General features: G+C 66.0%; 18 protein-coding genes. 15 read left to right on the top strand and 3 right to left on the bottom strand.

What is annotated here, in order from left to right; genetic code table 11:
• The first annotated feature begins 15 nt into the window (after window positions 1-15).
• From pilF to ACM0M4_RS06930, 10 genes are all read left to right on the top strand, one after another.
• Window positions 16-774, top strand: coding sequence for a type 4a pilus biogenesis protein PilF (gene pilF, locus ACM0M4_RS06885; RefSeq protein ID WP_003092804.1), 759 nt, complete (start codon window positions 16-18; stop codon window positions 772-774).
• On the top strand, window positions 771-1,814 hold the full coding sequence (locus ACM0M4_RS06890) for a RodZ domain-containing protein (RefSeq protein WP_054376242.1): 1,044 nt from the start codon (window positions 771-773) through the stop codon (window positions 1,812-1,814). Before pilF ends, ACM0M4_RS06890 begins: the two co-directional genes overlap by 4 nt.
• Window positions 1,811-2,926, top strand: a complete 1,116-nt coding sequence (ispG, locus tag ACM0M4_RS06895) for a flavodoxin-dependent (E)-4-hydroxy-3-methylbut-2-enyl-diphosphate synthase (RefSeq protein ID WP_003092800.1) — start codon at window positions 1,811-1,813, stop codon at window positions 2,924-2,926. Before ACM0M4_RS06890 ends, ispG begins: the two co-directional genes overlap by 4 nt.
• Window positions 2,927-2,944: 18 nt before the next feature.
• The gene (gene hisS / locus ACM0M4_RS06900; RefSeq protein ID WP_054376244.1) at window positions 2,945-4,234 is read left to right on the top strand and encodes a histidine--tRNA ligase; all 1,290 of its coding nucleotides are present in this window, start codon (window positions 2,945-2,947) and stop codon (window positions 4,232-4,234) included.
• Between the two features lie 26 nt (window positions 4,235-4,260).
• Window positions 4,261-4,905 (top strand): YfgM family protein, encoded by a 645-nt coding sequence (locus tag ACM0M4_RS06905; RefSeq protein ID WP_003109782.1) that lies wholly within the window; start codon window positions 4,261-4,263, stop codon window positions 4,903-4,905.
• A gap of 1 nt (window position 4,906) precedes the next feature.
• Window positions 4,907-6,049, top strand: a complete 1,143-nt coding sequence (gene bamB, locus ACM0M4_RS06910) for an outer membrane protein assembly factor BamB (protein WP_003092789.1) — start codon at window positions 4,907-4,909, stop codon at window positions 6,047-6,049.
• Between the two features lie 77 nt (window positions 6,050-6,126).
• Window positions 6,127-7,608, top strand: a complete 1,482-nt coding sequence (der, locus tag ACM0M4_RS06915; protein WP_003092786.1) for a ribosome biogenesis GTPase Der — start codon at window positions 6,127-6,129, stop codon at window positions 7,606-7,608.
• Between the two features lie 296 nt (window positions 7,609-7,904).
• Window positions 7,905-9,053 carry a pyridoxal phosphate-dependent aminotransferase gene (locus tag ACM0M4_RS06920; RefSeq protein WP_054376246.1) on the top strand — a complete coding sequence of 383 codons (1,149 nt, stop codon included), beginning with the start codon at window positions 7,905-7,907 and terminating at the stop codon, window positions 9,051-9,053.
• The gene (locus ACM0M4_RS06925) at window positions 9,041-9,835 is read left to right on the top strand and encodes an amidohydrolase (protein ID WP_003106646.1); all 795 of its coding nucleotides are present in this window, start codon (window positions 9,041-9,043) and stop codon (window positions 9,833-9,835) included. The genes ACM0M4_RS06920 and ACM0M4_RS06925 overlap by 13 nt, the downstream gene beginning before the upstream one ends.
• A 133-nt stretch (window positions 9,836-9,968) precedes the next feature.
• Window positions 9,969-10,556, top strand: a complete 588-nt coding sequence (locus ACM0M4_RS06930; protein WP_003113804.1) for a YidB family protein — start codon at window positions 9,969-9,971, stop codon at window positions 10,554-10,556.
• Window positions 10,557-10,643: 87 nt separating this feature from the next.
• On the opposite strand, the gene ACM0M4_RS06935 is transcribed toward ACM0M4_RS06930, so the two are convergent.
• Window positions 10,644-11,594, bottom strand: a complete 951-nt coding sequence (locus ACM0M4_RS06935; RefSeq protein WP_003107361.1) for an aldo/keto reductase — start codon at window positions 11,592-11,594, stop codon at window positions 10,644-10,646.
• Between the two features lie 180 nt (window positions 11,595-11,774).
• Here ACM0M4_RS06935 and ACM0M4_RS06940 point away from each other — a divergent pair, with 180 nt between their 5' ends.
• Both ACM0M4_RS06940 and ACM0M4_RS06945 read left to right on the top strand, forming a co-directional pair.
• Window positions 11,775-12,230 carry a hypothetical protein gene (locus ACM0M4_RS06940; RefSeq protein ID WP_003107363.1) on the top strand — a complete coding sequence of 152 codons (456 nt, stop codon included), beginning with the start codon at window positions 11,775-11,777 and terminating at the stop codon, window positions 12,228-12,230.
• Between the two features lie 53 nt (window positions 12,231-12,283).
• Complete coding sequence (locus ACM0M4_RS06945) at window positions 12,284-12,616, top strand: DUF5629 family protein (RefSeq protein ID WP_003092770.1); 333 nt, start codon at window positions 12,284-12,286, stop codon at window positions 12,614-12,616.
• Between the two features lie 69 nt (window positions 12,617-12,685).
• Here ACM0M4_RS06945 and leuA read toward each other — a convergent pair whose 3' ends face one another.
• On the bottom strand, window positions 12,686-14,356 hold the full coding sequence (gene leuA, locus ACM0M4_RS06950) for a 2-isopropylmalate synthase (protein WP_003092766.1): 1,671 nt from the start codon (window positions 14,354-14,356) through the stop codon (window positions 12,686-12,688).
• 479 nt (window positions 14,357-14,835) lie between these two features.
• Between leuA and ACM0M4_RS06955 the strand changes: the two genes are divergently transcribed.
• The 3 genes from ACM0M4_RS06955 (at window position 14,836) to ACM0M4_RS06965 (ending at window position 19,069) form a co-directional block, all read left to right on the top strand.
• Window positions 14,836-15,297 (top strand): DUF2946 domain-containing protein, encoded by a 462-nt coding sequence (locus ACM0M4_RS06955; RefSeq protein ID WP_003092760.1) that lies wholly within the window; start codon window positions 14,836-14,838, stop codon window positions 15,295-15,297.
• Window positions 15,298-15,417: 120 nt separating this feature from the next.
• A complete protein-coding gene (locus ACM0M4_RS06960; RefSeq protein ID WP_003119294.1) occupies window positions 15,418-17,589 on the top strand; it encodes a TonB-dependent copper receptor in 2,172 nt (723 codons plus the stop codon).
• A 64-nt stretch (window positions 17,590-17,653) separates the two neighbouring features.
• Window positions 17,654-19,069, top strand: a complete 1,416-nt coding sequence (locus tag ACM0M4_RS06965) for a PepSY-associated TM helix domain-containing protein (RefSeq protein WP_115288720.1) — start codon at window positions 17,654-17,656, stop codon at window positions 19,067-19,069.
• A gap of 17 nt (window positions 19,070-19,086) precedes the next feature.
• Here the strand turns inward: ACM0M4_RS06965 and ACM0M4_RS06970 are convergent, their stop codons facing one another.
• Entirely contained in the window at window positions 19,087-19,482 is a 396-nt protein-coding gene (locus ACM0M4_RS06970) for a DUF4345 domain-containing protein (protein ID WP_003092748.1), read from the bottom strand.
• Between the last annotated feature and the right edge of the window lie 76 nt (window positions 19,483-19,558).

Genomic DNA, 19,558 nt, shown 5'->3' on the forward strand with positions numbered 1-19,558 from the left:
GAGAGGAGGGTTCCGATGACTGTACGCGCCGCGCTGGTGTTCCTGTTGGCAGTTGGGCTGACAGGCTGCGTGACGAGCGGAGATCAGAATCCCCTGAAAACCGACAAGGGCCGTGACGAGGCGCGCGATGCCTATATCCAGCTCGGCCTCGGCTATCTCCAGCGGGGGAACACCGAGCAGGCCAAGGTGCCGCTGCGCAAGGCCCTCGAGATCGACCCTTCCAGCGCCGACGCGCATGCCGCGCTGGCGGTGGTGTTCCAGACCGAGATGGAGCCCAAGCTGGCCGACGAGGAGTACCGCAAGGCGCTCGCCAGCGATAGCCGCAATGCCCGGGTACTGAACAACTACGGCGGTTTCCTCTACGAGCAGAAGCGCTACGAGGAGGCCTACCAGCGTCTCCTGGAGGCCAGCCAGGACACCCTCTATCCCGAGCGCTCGCGGGTCTTCGAGAACCTCGGCCTGGTTTCGCTGCAAATGAAGAAACCGGCCCAGGCCAAGGAGTACTTCGAGAAATCCCTGCGTCTGAACCGTAACCAGCCCAGCGTCGCGCTGGAGATGGCCGACCTGCTCTACAAGGAGCGCGAGTACGTGCCGGCTCGCCAGTACTATGATCTCTTTGCCCAGGGCGGCGGGCAGAACGCCCGCAGCCTGTTGCTGGGCATTCGTCTCGCGAAGGTCTTCGAGGACCGCGACACGGCCGCCAGCTATGGCCTGCAGTTGAAACGCCTGTACCCAGGCTCTCCCGAATATCAGGAATTCCAGGCGGAAAAATGATGAAAGCGCCGCAGCCCGAAGTCGTAGCCACCGCTTCCCGTCAGAACCCCGGGGAAACCCTGCGCCAGGCGCGCGAGCAGAAGGGCCTGTCGTTGTCGCAGGTGGCCGGGCAACTGAACCTGACCGAGAGTTCGCTGCGTCAGCTGGAAAACGGCGCGTTCGACAAGCTGCCGGGGCACACCTTCTCGCGCGGCTACATCCGCGCCTACGCCAAGCTCATGGGCCTCGACCAGGCCGAGCTGGTCAACAGCTTCGACCATTTCACCGGCACCAATGCCAGCGGCAGCACCGTACAGAGCCTGGGACGGGTCGCCGAGCCGGTGCGCCTGTCGCGCAACGTGCTGCGTATCGTCAGTCTGTTACTGCTCGCCCTGCTGATCGGCTTCGGCTACTTCTGGTGGCAGGAGCATTCCGCGCGCACGCCGGAAACCGCCGGTCTGAGCCTCGAGCATGTCGAAGTGGAAAGCGCCGACGGCACCACCGAGATCCATACCCTGGACGAGCCTGAAGACCAGGCGGTGATCGAAGCGCAGAAGGAAGGCGAGCAAGCGCCCGCCGAGGTTTCTCCGGAAGTCGCCGCCCAGGCCGAGGGTTCGCCGCCGGTGGCGAGCGAGGGCGCGCAGGTTCCCGCCGCTCCGGCCCAGGGCACCCCCGCCGCGCCCCAGCAGCCCGTTACCGCCGCGCCTGCCGGCACGGCTCCCGCTCCCGGTACTGCTCCAGCCGTTCCGGCGACGGCCAGTCCGGCCGCCCCGCCAGCGCCGAGCGAACCTGCCGCCGCGCCCGTGGTGGCCGGCGAGGGCCAGGGGGTGGTCAAGGTACAGTTCGTCGCCGATTGCTGGACCCAGGTCACCGACGCCAACGGCAAGGTCCTGGTCAGCGCGCTGAAGCGCAAGGGCGACAGCCTGGAACTGGCCGGCAAGGCCCCGCTGGAGCTGCGCCTCGGTTTCGCTCGCGGCGCCCAGGTCAGCTACAACGGCCAGCCGGTGGACGTGACCCCCTTCGTCCGCGGCGAAACGGCCCGTCTGAAGGTAGGACAATGAGCATTCATAGCGCTTCTCCGATCATTCGCCGCAAGTCTCGGAAAATCTGGGTCGGCAACGTCCCGGTGGGCGGCGATGCGCCGATCGCCGTGCAGAGCATGACCAACACCGAGACCTGCGACGTCGCTGCCACCGTCGCGCAGATCCGCCGCCTGGAAGATGCCGGCGCGGACATCGTGCGGGTTTCCGTCCCCGACATGGACGCCGCCGAGGCATTCGGCAAGATCAAGCAGCAGGTCAACGTGCCGCTGGTCGCCGACATCCACTTCGACTATCGCATCGCCCTGCGCGTCGCCGAGCTGGGAGTGGACTGCCTGCGCATCAATCCGGGCAACATCGGTCGCGAGGACCGGGTCAAGGCCGTGGTCGATGCCGCGCGCGAGCGCAACATCCCGATCCGTATCGGCGTCAATGCCGGTTCGCTGGAAAAGGACCTGCAGAAGAAATACGGCGAACCGACCCCGGAAGCCCTGCTCGAATCGGCCATGCGCCACGTCGATCATCTCGACAAGCTGGACTTCCAGAACTTCAAGGTCAGCGTCAAGGCCTCCGACGTCTTCATGGCCGTCGCCGCCTATCGCCTGCTGGCCAGGCAGATCGAGCAGCCCCTGCACCTGGGCATCACCGAGGCCGGCGGCCTGCGCTCCGGCACGGTGAAGTCGGCGGTGGGGCTGGGCATGCTCCTGGCCGAGGGAATCGGCGACACCATCCGGATTTCTCTGGCTGCCGATCCGGTCGAGGAGATCAAGGTCGGTTTCGACATCCTCAAGTCCCTGCACCTGCGCTCCCGTGGCATCAACTTCATCGCCTGCCCGAGCTGTTCGCGGCAGAACTTCGACGTGGTGAAGACCATGAACGAGCTGGAAGGGCGCCTGGAGGACCTGCTGGTACCGATGGACGTGGCCGTGATCGGTTGCGTCGTCAACGGTCCGGGCGAAGCCAAGGAGGCCCATGTCGGCCTCACCGGCGGCACTCCGAACCTGGTGTATATCGACGGCAAGCCGTCGCAGAAACTGACCAACGACAACCTGGTGGACGAGCTGGAACGGCTGATCCGCCAGAAGGCGGCCGAGAAGGCCGAAGCCGATGCGAGCCTGATCGCCCGCGGCTGACCCGTTTAAGGACCCTACGTGAGCAAGTCCCTGCAAGCCATTCGTGGCATGAACGACATCCTGCCGGAGCAGACTCCGGCCTGGCGCTATCTGGAACGCACCTTCGCCGGCCTGCTGGACGGCTACGGCTACAGCGAGATCCGCCTGCCCATCCTCGAGTTCACCGAACTCTTCGCCCGCGGCATCGGCGAAGGCACCGACGTGGTCGACAAGGAGATGTACACCTTCCTCGACCGCAACGGCGAATCCCTGACCATGCGTCCGGAAGGTACCGCCGGTTGCGTGCGCGCCGTGCTGGAGCACGGCCTGAGCGGCGGTGGCCAGGTGCAGAAGCTCTGGTACACCGGGCCGATGTTCCGTTACGAGAAACCGCAGAAAGGTCGCTACCGGCAGTTCCACCAGATCGGCGTGGAAGTCTTCAACCTGCCCGGTCCGGACATCGACGCCGAGTTGATCATCCTCACCTGGCGCCTGTGGCAGAAGCTCGGCATGGCCGACGCGGTGACCCTGCAGCTCAACACCCTCGGCTCCAGCGAGGCCCGCGCACGCTATCGCGAGGCCCTGGTGGCCTATCTGCAGGAGCGCTTCGAGCAACTCGACGAAGACAGCCAGCGGCGCATGACCACCAATCCGCTGCGAATCCTCGACAGCAAGGTGGAGAGCACCCAGGCATTGCTGATCGGCGCGCCGACCCTGCACGACTATCTCGACGAAGAATCGATCGTCCACTTCGAGGGTCTCAAGGCCCGCCTGGATGCTGTCGGACTGCGCTACGAAATCAACCAGAAGCTGGTGCGCGGCCTGGACTATTACTGCCGCACGGCTTTCGAGTGGGTAACCGACAAGCTTGGCGCCCAGGGCACCGTTTGCGGCGGTGGCCGCTACGACGGGCTGGTCAGCCAGTTCGGCGGCAAGCCGACCCCGGGCGTCGGTTTCGCCATGGGCGTGGAACGCCTGGTGCTGCTGCTGGAAACCTTGGGGGTGATCCCCGCCGAACTGAACCGTCCGGCCGACCTCTACGTCTGCGCCTTCGGCGAACCGGCAGAGCTGGCCGCCCTGACCCTGGCCGAACAATTGCGCAGCGCCATTCCCGGCATACGCCTGCTGGTCAACGCCGGCGCCGGTAGCTTCAAGAGCCAGTTCAAGAAGGCCGACAAGAGCGGCGCGCGCTTTGCCCTGATCCTCGGGGAGGACGAGGTGGCCAATCGCGTGGTAGGTTTCAAGCCCCTGCGTGACGAGGGCGAGCAACAAAGCATTGCCTGGGATGCTCTGCCCGAGCACCTGGCAGCCTGTCTGGCACAGGCTTGAGAACATAAAGAATAGGAGTGATTGGGGTGACATCGCGTACCGAAGACGAAGACCTGGCGCAGATCAAGGACTGGTGGCAGCGCAACGGCAAGCCCCTGGTCACCGGCGGCATCCTCGCGCTGGCAGTGGTATTCGGCTGGCAGGCCTGGCAGAAGTACCAGACCAACCAGGCGCAGGGCGCCTCGATCGTCTACCAGCAACTGATCGAAACCGCGCTGAATCCGGCCGGCCAGCCGGACCCGGCGAAGGTGGCGGAGCTGGCTGGCAAGCTGAAGAGCGAGTTCGGCGGCACCCATTATGCCCAGTACGGCAGCCTGTTCGTGGCCAAGGTCGCGGTCGACAGCGGCAAGCTGGATGACGCCGTTGCCGAGCTGAAGGCGGTCATGGACAAGCCGGCCGACGCCACCCTCGGCGAACTGGCGCGGCAGCGCCTGGCCCGGGTCCTGGCGGCCCAGGGCAAGGTCGAGGAAGGCCTGAAGCTGCTCGAAGGCGATGCCGACAAGGCCTACGTCTCTACCCGCGAGGAGCTCAAGGGCGACCTGCTGGTGCAGCTCAAGCGCACCGACGAGGCCCGCGCGGCCTACGAGAAAGCCAAGCAGTCGCTGCCCGAAGACGGTGCCGGCGATGCCCTGCAGATCAAGCTCGACGACCTGTCCAAGGGAGAGGCCTGAGATGGTGCAATGGAAACACGCGGCGCTGCTCGCCCTGGCCCTGGCGGTCGTGGGTTGCAGCAGCAACAGCAAGAAGGAACTCCCACCCGCCGAACTGACCGACTTCAAAGAGGAAGTCGTGTTGAGCAAGCAGTGGAGCCGCTCGGTCGGTGATGGCCAGGGCGACCTGTACAACCTGCTCGAACCGGCCGTCGATGGTTCCACCATCTACGCCGCGTCCGCCGAAGGGCGGGTGATGGCGATCCAGCGCGAGACCGGCGACGTGCTCTGGAAGAAGGACCTCGAGCGTCCGGTTTCCGGCGGTGTCGGCGTTGGCTACGGCCTGGTGCTGGTGGGTACCCTGCGCGGTGACGTGATCGCCCTCGACGAAGCTACCGGCAAGAAGAAGTGGACCAAGCGAGTCAACAGCGAAGTGCTGTCGGCGCCGGCCACCAACGGCGACGTGGTGGTGGTGCAGACCCAGGACGACAAGCTGATCGGCCTCGATGCGGCCAGCGGCGACCAGCGCTGGATCTACGAAAGCACCGTGCCGGTGCTGACCCTGCGCGGCACCGGCGCGCCGCTGATCGCCGGCAACATGGCCCTGGCTGGCCTGGCCAGCGGCAAGGTGGTGGCGGTCGACGTACAGCGCGGCCTGCCGATCTGGGAGCAGCGGGTAGCGATTCCCCAGGGGCGTTCCGAACTGGATCGCGTGGTGGACATCGACGGCGGCCTCCTGCTGTCCGGCGACACCCTCTACGTGGTCAGCTACCAGGGCCGTGCCGCGGCGCTGGACGTGAACAGCGGCCGCCTGCTCTGGCAGCGCGAAGCGTCGAGCTACGTCGGCGTCGCCGAAGGCTTCGGCAATATCTACGTCAGCCAGGCCAGCGGTTCGGTGGAAGGCCTGGATTCGCGCGGCGCTTCTTCGCTGTGGAACAACGACGCCCTGGCGCGTCGCCAACTGTCGGCTCCGGCGGTGTTCTCCAGCAACGTGGTGGTCGGCGACCTGGAAGGCTATGTGCATCTGCTGAGCCAGGTGGACGGTCGCTTCGTCGGTCGCGAGCGGGTCGACAGCGATGGCGTGCGGGTTCGTCCGCTGGTGGTCGGGAGCTGGATGTACGTGTTCGGCAACGGTGGCAAGCTCGTCGCCTACACCATCCGCTAGACTGGGTTTCAAGTGTCCGGCCGCTGCCGTCCGACGTCAGCGGCCTTTGTGTTTTCTGAATTCTCGTGGAGAGCCGCATGGTTCCCGTTATTGCCCTGGTGGGTCGCCCGAACGTCGGCAAGTCCACTCTGTTCAACCGCCTGACCAAGTCGCGCGACGCCATCGTGGCGGAGTACGCAGGCCTGACCCGCGATCGCCAGTACGGCGAGGCGCGCTGGCAGGGCCGCACCTATATCGTCATCGATACCGGAGGCATCTCCGGCGATGAGGAAGGCATCGATGCGAAAATGGCCGAGCAATCGTTGCAGGCCATCGAGGAGGCGGATGCCGTCCTTTTCCTGGTCGATTCGCGCGCCGGCATGACCGCCGCCGACCAGATGATCGCCGAGCACCTGCGCAAGCGGAACAAGCGCAGCTTCCTGATCGCCAACAAGGTCGACACCATCGATCCCGATCTCGCTCGCGCCGAGTTCAGCCCGCTGGGCCTGGGCGATGCGCTGCCGATCGCCGCCGCCCACGGTCGCGGCATCAACCATATGCTGCAGGAAGCCCTGGGGATCTTCCCCAAGGACAACGCGGAGGAAGAAGGCGAGGGCGAGCCGGCGAGCGAAGAGGTCGCCGAAGGCGAGGAACCGACCCGGATTCCCGGTCCCAGCGAGAAGGACGGGATCAAGATCGCCATCATCGGCCGGCCCAACGTGGGCAAGTCGACCCTGGTCAACCGCATGCTCGGCGAAGAGCGGGTGATCGTCTACGACCAGGCCGGCACCACCCGCGACAGCATCTACATCCCGTTCGAGCGCAACGAGGAGAAGTACACCCTGATCGACACCGCTGGCGTGCGGCGTCGCGGCAAGATCTTCGAGGCGGTGGAAAAGTTCTCGGTGGTGAAGACCCTCCAGGCGATCCAGGACGCCAACGTGGTGATCTTCGTCATGGACGCCCGCGAAGGGGTGGTCGAGCACGACCTCAACCTGCTCGGCTTCGTCCTCGAGACCGGCCGTGCCCTGGTCATCGCCCTGAACAAGTGGGATGGCATGGAGGCGGCCGAGCGTGACTACGTGAAGACCGAACTGGAGCGGCGCCTGCTGTTCGTCGACTTCGCCGACATCCATTTCATTTCGGCCCTGCATGGCACCGGCGTCGGCCATCTCTACAAGTCGGTCCAGGAGTCCTTCCGTTCGGCGGTGACCCGCTGGCCGACCAGCCGCCTGACCAGCATCCTCGAGGACGCCGTGCAGGTGCACCAGCCGCCGATGGTCAACGGTCGCCGGATCAAGCTGCGCTACGCGCACCTGGGCGGCGCCAACCCGCCGCTGATCGTGATCCACGGCAACCAGGTGGACGCGGTGCCGAAGGCCTATACTCGCTACCTGGAGAAGACCTACCGGCGGGTATTGAAGCTGGTCGGTACGCCGATCCGCATCGAGTACAAGGGCGGCGAGAACCCCTACGAGGGCAAGAAGAACTCGCTCACCGCGCGCCAGGTCAACAAGAAGCGCCGGCTGATGTCGCACCACAAGAAAGCCGAGAAGAAGAAGAAGGACAAGCGCCGCTGAGGGTGGCGTTTCCTTCGTCGAAAGACCCGGCGGGTATCCCTGTCGGGCCTTTTTCATTGGCCGCGGCTGTAGAACCAGGCCGCCGGCGTTGACCGCCGATGCCCTGTCGTGGCGACGAATGATCGCGAGGCGGTTATTCGTCCTGCGCCATCGCCTGGCGCATATTCCCCTCTGTCCTGAAGCGGCCACGGTTTTTTCTAAGGCGTGCCCCTGCAGCGTCGCTCCCGGATCGGCTATCCTGCCCTGCCACCCGTCTGGCCGGGCTGTCGTCCGGCGAGTCTCTGCAGGAAGTCCCGATGATTCAGAGCAAGCTGCCGAATGTCGGCACCACCATCTTCACCCGCATGTCGCAACTGGCCGCCGAGTGTGGCGCGATCAACCTCTCCCAGGGCTTTCCCGATTTCGACGGTCCGCCGGAGCTGCGCGAGGCGGTAGGCCGGCATATCGCCGCCGGGCACAACCAGTACGCGCCGATGACCGGCTTGCCGGCCCTGCGCGAGCAGGTGGCGAAGAAGATCGAGCAGTTCTATGGACGCCGGGTGAGCGCCGACAGCGAGGTGACCATCACGCCGGGGGCGACCGAGGCGATCTTCAGCGCGATCCAGGCGCTGGTCCATCCGGGCGACGAAGTGGTGGTACTCGACCCGTCCTACGACAGCTACGAACCCTCCGTGCAACTCGCCGGCGGGCGTTGCGTGCACGTGCCGCTGGCGCTGCCGGACTTCTCCATCGACTGGCAGCGCATGGCCGAGGCCATCGGGCCGCGTACCCGGCTGGTCATCATCAATACCCCGCACAACCCCAGCGGCGCGCTGATCAGCCGCGAGGAACTGGACCGCCTGGCCGCGCTGATCCGCGACCGGGATATCTATCTGATCAGCGACGAGGTCTACGAGCACCTGGTGTTCGACGGTGTCGCCCATACCAGCGTGCTGTCCCACGACGAGTTGTATCCGCGTTCCTTCGTGGTCAGTTCGTTCGGCAAGACCTACCACGTCACCGGCTGGAAGACCGGCTACGTGGTCGCGCCGCCGGCGCTCAGCGCGGAGCTGCGCAAGGTTCACCAGTACGTCAACTTCTGTGGCGTCACGCCGCTGCAATGGGCATTGGCGGACTACATGGCCGGCCATCCGGAGCACTTGCGGCAATTGCCCGGCTTCTACCAGGCCAAGCGCGACCTGTTCTGCGACCTGCTGCTGGACTCTCGCTTCCGTTTTACCCGTGCGCCGGGCACCTACTTCCAGTGCGTGGACTATTCGGCCATCCGTCCGGACCTGGACGACGTGGCCATGGCCGAGTGGCTGGCCCGCGAACACGGAGTGGCGGCGATCCCGGTTTCGGTGTTTTATGAAAAGGCTCCGGACGCCATGCGGCTGGTCCGGTTCTGTTACGCCAAACGCGAGGAGACGCTGCGTCAGGCAGCGGAAAAGCTATGCGCGATCTGACGGTTCTGCCGGACCTGGACATCGCCCTGGTCCAATCCTCCCTGGTCTGGCACGACGCCCAGGCCAACCGCGAGCATTTCGCCGCCCTGCTGGAGAGCGCCGCCGGTGCCGACCTGGTGGTCCTCCCGGAGATGTTCACCACGGGTTTCAGCATGGCTTCGGCCGAGCAGGCCGAGCCCGAACTGGGGCCGACCCATGCCTGGCTGCTGGAGCAGGCCCGGCGCCTTGGCGCGGTGGTCACCGGCAGCCTGATCGTCCAGCTCGCCGACGGCAGCCATCGCAACCGCCTGCTCTGGGCGCGTCCGGACGGCGAGATGCTGCACTACGACAAGCGCCATCTGTTCCGCATGGCCGGCGAACACGAGCACTACAGTCCCGGCGAACGCCAGGAACTGTTCGAACTCAAGGGCTGGCGGGTGCGCCCGCTGATCTGCTACGACCTGCGTTTCCCGGTGTGGAGCCGCGACCCGCACGACACCGACCTGTTGCTCTACACCGCCAACTGGCCCGCGCCTCGTCGACAGCACTGGAACCGCCTGCTGCCGGCGCGGGCGATCGAGAACCTTTGCTACGTGGTGGCGGTGAACCGTATCGGCGAAGACGGCAACGCCTTGCGCTACGCTGGGGATAGCCAGGTCCTGGACTTCCAGGGCGACAGCCTGTTCAACGCGGCGGACGCCGACGGCGTGTTCCGCGTCCGGCTGGACGCGGCGGCACTGGCGGCCTATCGCCAGCGTTTCCCGGCCTACATGGACGCGGATCGCTTCGAAATCCATCCTTGAGTGCCGGAACGTCCGCTTCCGGTCGATGTCCGAGGCCATGACCCGGCGCTGCGCATGATGGCGCAGTGCCGGGAATGGAGTTACCCGTATCCCGCGGCGCCGCGCCGTGGGCATCAGATCAGGAGGAAGACCAATGGGACTGCTCGATTCGATTCTCGGTTCGGCGCTGGGTGGCTCTGAAGGACAGGGAGGTGCTCGCGATCCGAAAGTGGCCCTGTTGATCGGGCTGGTGACCATGCTGATGTCGCGCCAGGGCGGTGCGGCACAGGGCGGTGGCGATGGCGGTGGTCTGCTCGGTTCGCTGGGCAGCATCCTTGGTGGTGCCGGCGGCGGGGCCGCGAGCGGCGGGCTGGGTGGCGTCCTCGGCGATCTGCTCGGTGGCGCCGCGGGCGGTGCCGGGCAGGCGGCGCCGGGCGTGGAGGCCGGCTCACTGGGCGGACTCGGCGGGTTGTTCCAGATGCTCCAGAACGCAGGCCTGGGTGATGCCCTGAATTCCTGGATCGGCGGAGGGCCGAACCAGTCGGTGTCGGCGGCGGACATTTCCCGGGTCTTCGGCGACGGTCAATTGCAGCAACTGGCGGACTCCGCCGGAGTCAGCCAGGGCGAGGCGGCCGAACACCTGAGCAGCCTGCTGCCGGAACTGGTCAACAAGCTGACGCCGGACGGCCAGGCGCCGCAGGGCGACCTGGACATCGGTTCGCTGCTGGCGCGCTTCAGCTAAGGCTTTCCCGTCGATGCGGAGCGGATAGCCGCGATACGGTTATCCGCTCCACTCAACGGGGCGAGGCCGCCCTCGACGGCAGGTCGGTCAATAGGCGCTGGCGCTGTCCAGGCGGTGGATCGCCTGTTCGTCGAGCTTCAGGTGGGTGGCGGCGATCAGGTCGTCGAGCTGTTCCAGGCTGGTGGCGCTGGCGATCGGCGCGGTCACCGTCGGACGAGCGATGAGCCAGGCCAGGGCGACCTGGGTCGGGTTGGCGTTGTACTGCTCGGCCACTTCGTCGAGCGCCGCGAGGATGGCCACGCCGCGCTCGTTGAGATAACCCTTCACCTTCTCTCCCCGGGCTCGCCCGGCGGTGTCGGCCTGGTTACGGTACTTGCCGCTGAGGAAGCCGCTGGCCAGCGAGTAGTAGCTGATCACCCCGATACCGAGTTCTTCCACCGTCGGCTCCAGGTTGGTCTCGTAGTCGGCGCGATCGTACAGGTTGTATTCGGGTTGCAGGCTCTGGTAGCTCGGCAGGTTAAGCCGGGCGCTGACCTGGCGTGCTTCGAGGAGGCGCCGGGCGTCGTAGTTGGAGGCGCCGATGACCCGTACCTTGCCTTTCTTGATCAGTTCGCCATAGGTGGAAAGGGTTTCCTCCAGGTCGGTGTGGGGATCGTCGGTGTGCGACTGGTAGAGGTCCAGGTAGTCGGTCTGCAGGCGTCGTAGCGAGCGCTCCAGGGCCTGCTCGATATAGGCGGCGGAGAGACCTTTGTGGCCATTGCCCATGTCCATCCCGACCTTGCTGGCGATCACCATGCGGTCGCGTTTGCCGGTGCGTTTCAGCCACTTGCCGATGAGGGTTTCCGACTCGCCGCCCTGGTGCCCGGGAACCCAGCGCGAATATACGTCGGCGGTGTCGATGCAGTTCAGGCCGGCGTCGAGCAGGGCGTCCAGCAGCCTGAAGGAGGTGCTTTCGTCGGCAGTCCAGCCGAAGACGTTGCCGCCGAATACCAGTGCCGGTATCTCCAGGCCGGAGTTGCCGAGTTTGCGTGTGGTCATGCGTCATCCCTCCTGAGTGCGGTCCTGTGTGGGCGCTTTCGTTCGCACGTCTTGCTGTGACTCCCGGCGGGTGCGGAATGTTCAGCCGGCGCGCAGCGTCCTATAGACTCTGCCGGTTGCCGGGATTTTCCAATGCCGGCCCTGGTAAAGCTTCAGTAAAGATCCGCAGGGAGCACACGCATGAACAGCGACACCGAGAATCCGTTCCGCCCACCGGAGGCCCGCCTGGACGAGCCTGACGCCACCCATGGCGAGCCGCTGTACAGGCTTTCCGCGATCGGTCTGGGTACCTTCATCGGCACGCCCCTGGCCGGTGCCTTCCTCGCGGCGGTGAATCTCCGTCGCCTGGGACGGGCGCAGGAAGTCGGGAAAACCTGGCTGGTCGGCCTCTGCCTGTTTGTCCTGCTGCCAGTTCTGGGCGCGATACTGCCGGAGAACATCCCCTCGATCGGCTTCACGGTGGCGCAGATATTCGGCATGGTCTACTACGCCAAATCAGCCTTCGGTCCGGCCCTGGATAGCCACAAGGCAGCGGGCGGAGCGTTCATTTCCAACTGGCGGGCGGCGGGGATCGGCCTGCTGTTCATGTTGGTGGTCCTGTCGGTAGCGATCCCGGTGGTGATGCTGGTGGTGTGAGGGGCAGCCCGCGCTTTGCCTTATCATGAGTTCTTTATCCGCGATGACTGGCCATGACTACACAACGCTACCTGCTCGATGAACTGGAAACCGCCGACATGCTCGAGATCGACGGTCTGCACGCCTGGCGCTTCGAACTCAACGAGAACCTGCTGGACCAGGCGGACCTGGCGGCGGAAGCCGACCAGCCGTTCGCCAGCGAAGACTGGGTGCTGGCGGTGGAAAGCCTGGATGGACGCACCCGTCGCGAGTGGCGTTTTTCCTACAACGCGGTGATGGAAGCCGAGCCCCAGGCCGATGGTGAGTCCTGGCGCCTGACCACAGGGGAGGGGGCGTACCAGCTCCGTTGCCTGGGAGCGGTCAGCGCCAGCGGCGAGGATGAGTGAAGCGACTCAGCTGAAAGATGCCCATGAAAAAAGGGAGCCGCCTGGCTCCCTTTTTCCCTTCCGTGCCGGTCAGGCCGCCTTGGCCTCGGCCTGGGTCACCGCGCGGTTCAGCGCGCTGAACAGGGCGCGGAAGCTGGCGGTGGTAATGTTCTCGTCGATGCCGATGCCGTGCAGCGGGCGCTGGCCCTCCAGGCGGATCTCGATATAGGCCGCGGCCTTGGCATTGGCGCCGGCGCCGATGGCGTGCTCATGGTAGTCCATGATTTCCGCCTTGACCGGCAGGGCGGCCACCAAGGCTTCCAGCGGTCCCTTGCCGATCCCGCGCCAGTGCTGCTTCTCGCCGTCGAAGGAGACTTCCAGGTCGACGGCGCTGGTGCCGTTCTCTTCCTGCAGGCGATGGCTGGCGAGGACGTAGGGCGAGGTCGCCTTGAGGTATTCGTTTTCCAGCAGCGAGTAGATCTGTTGTGCGGTCATTTCCAGGCCGAGACGGTCGGTCTCGCCTTGCACTACCTGGCTGAACTCGATCTGCATGCGCCGCGGCAGGCTGATGCCGTACTCCTGTTCGAGCAGGAAGGTGATGCCGCCCTTGCCGGACTGGCTGTTGACCCGGATCACCGCTTCGTAGTCGCGGCCGATGTCGGCCGGATCGATCGGCAGGTACGGCACTTCCCAGATCGCGTCTTCCTTCTGCTGGGCGAAGCCCTTGCGAATGGCATCCTGGTGCGAGCCGGAGAAAGCGGTATGGACCAGGTCGCCGACATATGGATGGCGCGGGTGGACCGGCAACTGGTTGCACTCTTCGACCACCTTGCGCACCGCGTCGATGTCGGAGAAGTCCAGTTGCGGATGCAGGCCCTGGGTGTACATGTTCAAGGCCAGGGTCACCAGGTCGACGTTGCCGGTGCGCTCGCCGTTGCCGAACAGGCAACCTTCGACGCGGTCGGCGCCGGCCATCAGGCCCAGCTCGGTGGCGGCCACGCCGGTGCCACGGTCGTTGTGGGTGTGCAGGCTGATGATCACGCTGTCACGCTTGTCGACGTGGCGGCCGAACCATTCGATCTGGTCGGCGTAGACGTTCGGCGTGGCGCACTCCACGGTGGCCGGCAGGTTGAGGATGATCTTGTTGTCCGGGGTCGGTTGCCAGACGTCGATCACCGCGTTGCAGACCTCCACCGAGAACTCCAGCTCGGTAGAGCTGAAGATTTCCGGCGAGTACTGGAACGACCACTGGGTATCCGGTTGCTCGGCGGCCAGCTTCTTGATCAGTTTCGCGGCGTTGGTGGCGATGTCCACGACGCCCTGCTTGTCCTGGTTGAAGACGATGCGGCGGAACGACGGGGCGGTGGCGTTGTAGACGTGGACGATGGCCTTCTTCGCCCCGCGCAGGGATTCGAAGGTGCGGGTGATCAGGTCTTCGCGGGCCTGGGTCAGCACCTGGATGGTGACGTCGTCCGGGATGTGGTTGCCTTCGATCAACTCGCGGACGAAGTTGAAGTCGGTATCGGAAGCCGACGGGAAGGCCACTTCGATCTGCTTCAGGCCGACCTGCACCAGGGTCTTGAAGAATCGCATCTTCTTCGCCGCGTCCATCGGTTCGATCAGCGACTGGTTGCCGTCGCGCAGGTCGGAACTGCACCAGATCGGCACCTCGGTGATGGTCTTCGACGGCCAGGTGCGGTCGGGCAGATTGATGGCCGGGAATGGGCGGTATTTCTGCGAAGGGTCTTTCAACATGCTCATGGGGCTAATCCTTTGGAGTCGGTTCCTGGGCCGGCGGGGCCAGGCGAACGCAGTGACGAGATGAAGAGAAGCGTCGCTCAGCCACGCAGTCGCGGGCTGACCAGGCACAGGCAGGCGTGTTGGCGGAGCAGGATGAGGGTGTGTGGTGTTTTCATGCGTACCACACTAGTGAGACTGCATTTGAATGGCAAGCATTAAAGGAAAATTAGTAGAATTTCCCATTTGTGCGGCTTTTGTGGGTTTTTATTCTTTCTCTGCGGTGAAAGCTTGTCCTCGATTGCGCCGCCGGCACGCTCTCCGCAACGGAAAATTCTGCGGCCCCATGCCGCAGAAGAGCCAGCCGCCCTTGTGCGATCATTTCGTTCCCCGTGCCTGGGGCGTATAACGACAGGCGCATTCTTCTTTTCGGCATGACCCGGCGCGAGCGGCCATCCGGCCCGCTACGCGGTGGTCTTCATTCAAGACGGCGGGAGTCGCAGGTGGCGACCACTCTGAAACGACAAGGCATCGGTGCATGGCTGGCTCTGTTCGCCATGCTGATGATCTTCGTCGGGCCGCTGATCTCCCAGTCGATGCCGATGGACCACCCGATGCCGATGGGCGTGGGGATGGGCCACGAAGGCATGTCCCACGAGAACATGGACCATGGCGACATGGCCCATGCCGGCTGTTCCGATGCCCAGCGCTCCGTCGTCCATGCCGGCATGCCGGGGATGGGCGGCGAGGAAGGCAATCGCCTGGCCAGCGACGTGCTCTGGGAGAAGTGCGGTTATTGCAGCCTGTTGTTCCACAGCCCGCCGCTCACCGAAGACGCCTGCCTGGCGCTGTTCTCCGTTCCCTTCGCGACGGCGCCCGCCGTCGCTTTCCTGAACGAGGCGTTCGTCGCCTCGCCGGTGTTTCCCGGCGCCCGTACCCGTGCGCCGCCGTTCCTGATCGCCTGACCTCTTTCAATCCGATAGCCGCCGCTTCCTGGGGGCACCGGCGCGTCTTCGCCGCGCCGGTGACGCGAGCCTGGCCGCGTGCCTGCTCGCCGTGGGGGCGGGGCGGAAGTCACATAGATCATGGAAAAACGTATGTCTACTCAACAACGAGCGGCCGGCAACGCCTGCCCGACCGCCGCTTTCAGCTTCGACCCTGCCCGTCTCGCACAACGCCGCCGCTGGGCGGGAGCCTTCGCCGCTCTGTGCGGCCTGGCCCTGTCTCCGTCGGCGCTCCTGGCCGAGGAACACTCACAGCACCAGGATCACGCCGTGGAGCTGGCGCCGAGCGTGGTCACCGGAGTCGCCCAGAGTTCGCCGCTGACCATCGTCACCAATCCCAAGGAGCCGCGCCAACCGGTGCCGGCCAGCGATGGGGCCGACTACCTGAAGACCATTCCCGGCTTCGCGGTGATCCGCAACGGCGGCAGCAACGGCGACCCGGTGCTGCGCGGGATGTTCGGTTCGCGCCTGAACATCCTCACCAACGGCGGCATGATGCTCGGTGCCTGTCCGAACCGGATGGACGCGCCGACCTCCTACATCTCGCCGGAAACCTACGACAAGCTCACCGTGATCAAGGGCCCGCAGACGGTGCTCTGGGGGCCGGGCGCGTCGGCCGGGACGATCCTCTTCGAGCGTGAGCCGGAGCGCTTCGGCGAACTCGGCTCGCGGGTCAACGCCAGCCTGCTGGCCGGCTCCAATGGCCGCTTCGACAAGGTGCTGGACGCCGCCGCCGGCAACCGGCTCGGCTACCTGCGCTTCACCGGCAACCACGCGCAGTCCGACGATTACGAGGACGGCGCCGGGAATACCGTGCCGTCGCGCTGGAAGAAGTGGAACGGCGACGTCGCGGTCGGCTGGACCCCCGACGAGGACACCCTGATCGAACTCACCGCCGGCAAGGGCGACGGCGAGGCACGCTACGCCGGGCGCGGCATGGACGGCTCGCAGTTCAAGCGCGAGAGCCTGGGCCTGCGCTTCGTCAAATCGAACGTCAGCGATGTGCTGGAGAAGGTCGAGGCACAGGTCTACTACAACTACGCCGACCACATCATGGACAACTTCCGCCTGCGCACTCCCGACCCATCCAGCATGATGCCCATGCCGATGGCGTCCCAGGTGGACCGACGCACCCTCGGCGGTCGCCTGGCGGCCACCTGGCGCTGGGACGACTTCAAGCTGGTCACCGGGGTCGACGCCATGCGCAACGAGCACCGCGCGCGCGGCTCCAAGTACGACATGATGACCGACTACTACACCGACGCCGACCAGTTCCCCTGGAGCAAGGACGCGGTGTTCCACAACTACGGGGCCTTCGGCGAACTGACCTGGTTCGCCGCCGAGCGCGACCGGCTGATCGGCGGGTTGCGCCTGGACCGCGCCTCGGTCAAGGACTACCGGCAGACCCTGAAGTCCGGGCACATGGGCCACGCCATGGCCAACCCGACGGCCAACGACACCCGCGCCGATACCCTGCCCAGCGGCTTCGTGCGCTACGAGCACGACCTCGCCGACTCGCCGACCACCCTCTACGCCGGCCTCGGCCATGCCGAGCGCTTCCCCGACTACTGGGAGCTGTTCTCGCCCAAGCGCGGGCCGAACGGGTCGGTCAACGCCTTCGACAAGATCAAGCCGGAAAAGACCACCCAGCTCGACTTCGGCCTCCAGTACAACGGCGACAAGCTGCAGGCCTGGGCCTCCGGCTACGTCGGGGTGGTCCAGGACTTCATCCTGTTCAGCTATCGCGAGGGCATGATGGGTTCCTCGACCCAGGCGACCAACGTCGACGCGCGGATCATGGGCGGCGAGCTGGGCGCTTCCTACCAGCTCACCGGCAACTGGAAGACCGACGCCAGCCTGGCCTATGCCTGGGGCAAGAACAGCTCGGACGACCGCGCGCTGCCGCAGATTCCGCCGCTGGAAGCGCGCTTCGGCCTGACCTACGAGGAAGGCGACTGGAGTGCCGGCAGCCTGTGGCGGGTGGTCGCGCCGCAGAATCGCATCGCCAGGGACCAGGGCAACGTGGTCGGCAAGGACTTCGACAAGAGCGCCGGCTTCGGCGTCTTCTCGCTCAACGGCGCCTACCGGGTGACTCGCAACGTCAAGCTGAGCGCCGGTGTCGATAACCTGTTCGACAAGGATTACACCGAGCACCTGAACAAGGCCGGCGACGCCGGCTTCGGTTTCTCCGCCAACGAAACGGTTCCCGAGCCGGGCCGGACCTTCTGGACCAAGGTCGACTTCAGCTTCTGAACCTTCAACGAGGCCCCGTCCAGCGGGGCCCGCCTTGCCTGTGTGCGCTCCGATGAGGTGATCCATGCAATCGAACGAAAAGAACGGCCGTGACTTCTACGCGCTGGCCTGGCGCTGGCATTTCTACGCCGGGCTGTTCGTCGCGCCCTTCATGATCCTGCTGGCGCTGACCGGAGTCGTCTACCTGTTCAAGCCGCAACTGGATGCGCTGCTCTATCCGCAACTGCTGCGGGTCGAGGCCGGTGCGCAGATGCGCAGCGCCGACCAGTTGCTCGCCGGGGTGCGCCAGGCGCACCCGCAGGCCGCCGTCAGCCAGTACCTGCCGCCGAGCGAGGCGGGGCGCAGCGCGCAATTCGTGATTGGCGAAGAGGGCAGGCAATGGAACCTCTTCGTCGATCCCTACAGCGGGCGCGAACTCGGCCGCCAGGATGCGCAGCTGAATCTCCAGGCGGTGGCCCGGGCACTGCATGGCGAGCTGATGGTCGGGACCGTCGGCGACCGGCTGATCGAGCTGGCCGCCGGCTGGGGCATCGTCCTGGTGGTCTCCGGTCTCTACCTATGGTGGCCGCGCGGGCGGGCGGCGAGCGCGCTGTTCTGGCCGCGCCTGCACCTGCGCGGACGACCGCTGTGGCGCGAGCTACATGTGCTCGCCGGTTTCTGGGGCAGCCTGCTGTTGCTCTTCATGCTGCTCAGCGGGATGACCTGGACCGGCTACTGGGGCAAGCAGTTCGCCGATGTCTGGAACCGTTTCCCGGCGGCGATGTGGAACGATGTGCCGACCTCCGACATGCAGGCCGGTAGCCTCAACAGCGCGTCGCGCCAGCAGGTGCCCTGGCCGCTGGAGAACACTCCGCTGCCGCGCTCGCAGCCGCCGGCGGCCGACGCCCATGCCGAGCATCGCGGGCATTCCGCCCAGGCCGGGCACGCGATGCCGATGGACATGCCGATGCCGGCGGGCATCCCTCTGCAAAGGGTGGTGGATATCGCCCGCGAGCGCGGCGTGGCGGCGGGCTACGGGATCGCCCTGCCGAGCGGGATGGAGGGGGTCTACACGATTTCCGTGTTCCCCGACGATCCGCGCCACGACGCCACCCTGCACATCGACCAGTACAGCGGCAAGGTTCTCGCCGACGTGCGTTGGCAGGACTACAACGCGGTGGCGAGGAGCGTGCAGATGGGCGTCGTGCTGCACGAAGGCAAGCTCTTCGGCCTGGGCAATCAGTTGCTGATGCTCGCGGTCTGCCTGGCGATCCTGCTCAGCTCGGCGAGCGGCCTGTGGATCTGGTGGAAGCGCAAGCCGGCCGGACGCCTTGGCGTGCCGCCGCTGCGCCACGAGCTGCCGCGCTGGAAGACCGGCATCGCCATCATGCTGGCGCTGAGCGTGGCCTTCCCGTTGGTGGGGGCCTCGCTCCTGCTGGTCTGGGCGCTGGACTGGCTGGTGCTGTCGCGGCTGCCGGCGGTTCGCCGGGTCCTGGCTTGAGACCTGCTGCCCGGCGCTCAGTCGAGGTCGAGCTGGCGGGTCTTCCAGAGTGCCGCCAGCAACAGCACGCAGAGCAGCGCCTCGGCGCCGAGCCAGAGGAAGGTGGTTAGCGCCGGCGAGGCGTCGATCAGCACACCGTAGAGACGCGCCGCGCCGCCGCTGGCGATCACCGCCAGGGCGGCGAGCAGGCCGAGCACCAGGTAGCGGGGGCGCAGGGCGGCATAGCCGAGCAGCAGGCCGATGCCGAAGCTGGTGCCGCCGTAGCTGGCGCGCAGGTCGGTGAGGGCGGCGGGGGTGAGCGGTTCGCCGCTGGTGAGCAGGGAGGCGAGCGGGCCGGGGAAGAAGACGAAGCCCAGGCCGAGGACCACGAACAGTGCCGAGCACAGCCAGAGCAGGCGAAGCGGGTGAGTCATGCGGTGTCTCCCTTGGTCATGAAAGGGGCGCATCGACGCGCCCCCTGTTCCTTCTGACCTCAGCCGGCGCCGCGTT

It is taken from the genome of Pseudomonas sp. 18-147 (genome assembly GCF_051048045.1).
Taxonomy (GTDB): domain Bacteria; phylum Pseudomonadota; class Gammaproteobacteria; order Pseudomonadales; family Pseudomonadaceae; genus Pseudomonas; species Pseudomonas aeruginosa.

Bases quoted from the DNA above. Each gene is read 5' to 3' on its own strand.
- pilF (WP_003092804.1), top strand. From the start codon at position 16: ATGACTGTACGCGCCGCGCTGGTGTTCCTGTTGGCAGTTGGGCTGACA.
- ACM0M4_RS06890 (WP_054376242.1), top strand. From the start codon at position 771: ATGATGAAAGCGCCGCAGCCCGAAGTCGTAGCCACCGCTTCCCGTCAG.
- ispG (WP_003092800.1), top strand. From the start codon at position 1,811: ATGAGCATTCATAGCGCTTCTCCGATCATTCGCCGCAAGTCTCGGAAA.
- bamB (WP_003092789.1), top strand. From the start codon at position 4,907: ATGGTGCAATGGAAACACGCGGCGCTGCTCGCCCTGGCCCTGGCGGTC.
- der (WP_003092786.1), top strand. From the start codon at position 6,127: ATGGTTCCCGTTATTGCCCTGGTGGGTCGCCCGAACGTCGGCAAGTCC.
- ACM0M4_RS06920 (WP_054376246.1), top strand. From the start codon at position 7,905: ATGATTCAGAGCAAGCTGCCGAATGTCGGCACCACCATCTTCACCCGC.
- ACM0M4_RS06925 (WP_003106646.1), top strand. From the start codon at position 9,041: ATGCGCGATCTGACGGTTCTGCCGGACCTGGACATCGCCCTGGTCCAA.
- ACM0M4_RS06930 (WP_003113804.1), top strand. From the start codon at position 9,969: ATGGGACTGCTCGATTCGATTCTCGGTTCGGCGCTGGGTGGCTCTGAA.
- ACM0M4_RS06935 (WP_003107361.1), bottom strand. From the start codon at position 11,594: ATGACCACACGCAAACTCGGCAACTCCGGCCTGGAGATACCGGCACTG.
- ACM0M4_RS06940 (WP_003107363.1), top strand. From the start codon at position 11,775: ATGAACAGCGACACCGAGAATCCGTTCCGCCCACCGGAGGCCCGCCTG.
- ACM0M4_RS06945 (WP_003092770.1), top strand. From the start codon at position 12,284: ATGACTACACAACGCTACCTGCTCGATGAACTGGAAACCGCCGACATG.
- leuA (WP_003092766.1), bottom strand. From the start codon at position 14,356: ATGAGCATGTTGAAAGACCCTTCGCAGAAATACCGCCCATTCCCGGCC.
- ACM0M4_RS06960 (WP_003119294.1), top strand. From the start codon at position 15,418: ATGGAAAAACGTATGTCTACTCAACAACGAGCGGCCGGCAACGCCTGC.
- ACM0M4_RS06965 (WP_115288720.1), top strand. From the start codon at position 17,654: ATGCAATCGAACGAAAAGAACGGCCGTGACTTCTACGCGCTGGCCTGG.
- ACM0M4_RS06970 (WP_003092748.1), bottom strand. From the start codon at position 19,482: ATGACTCACCCGCTTCGCCTGCTCTGGCTGTGCTCGGCACTGTTCGTG.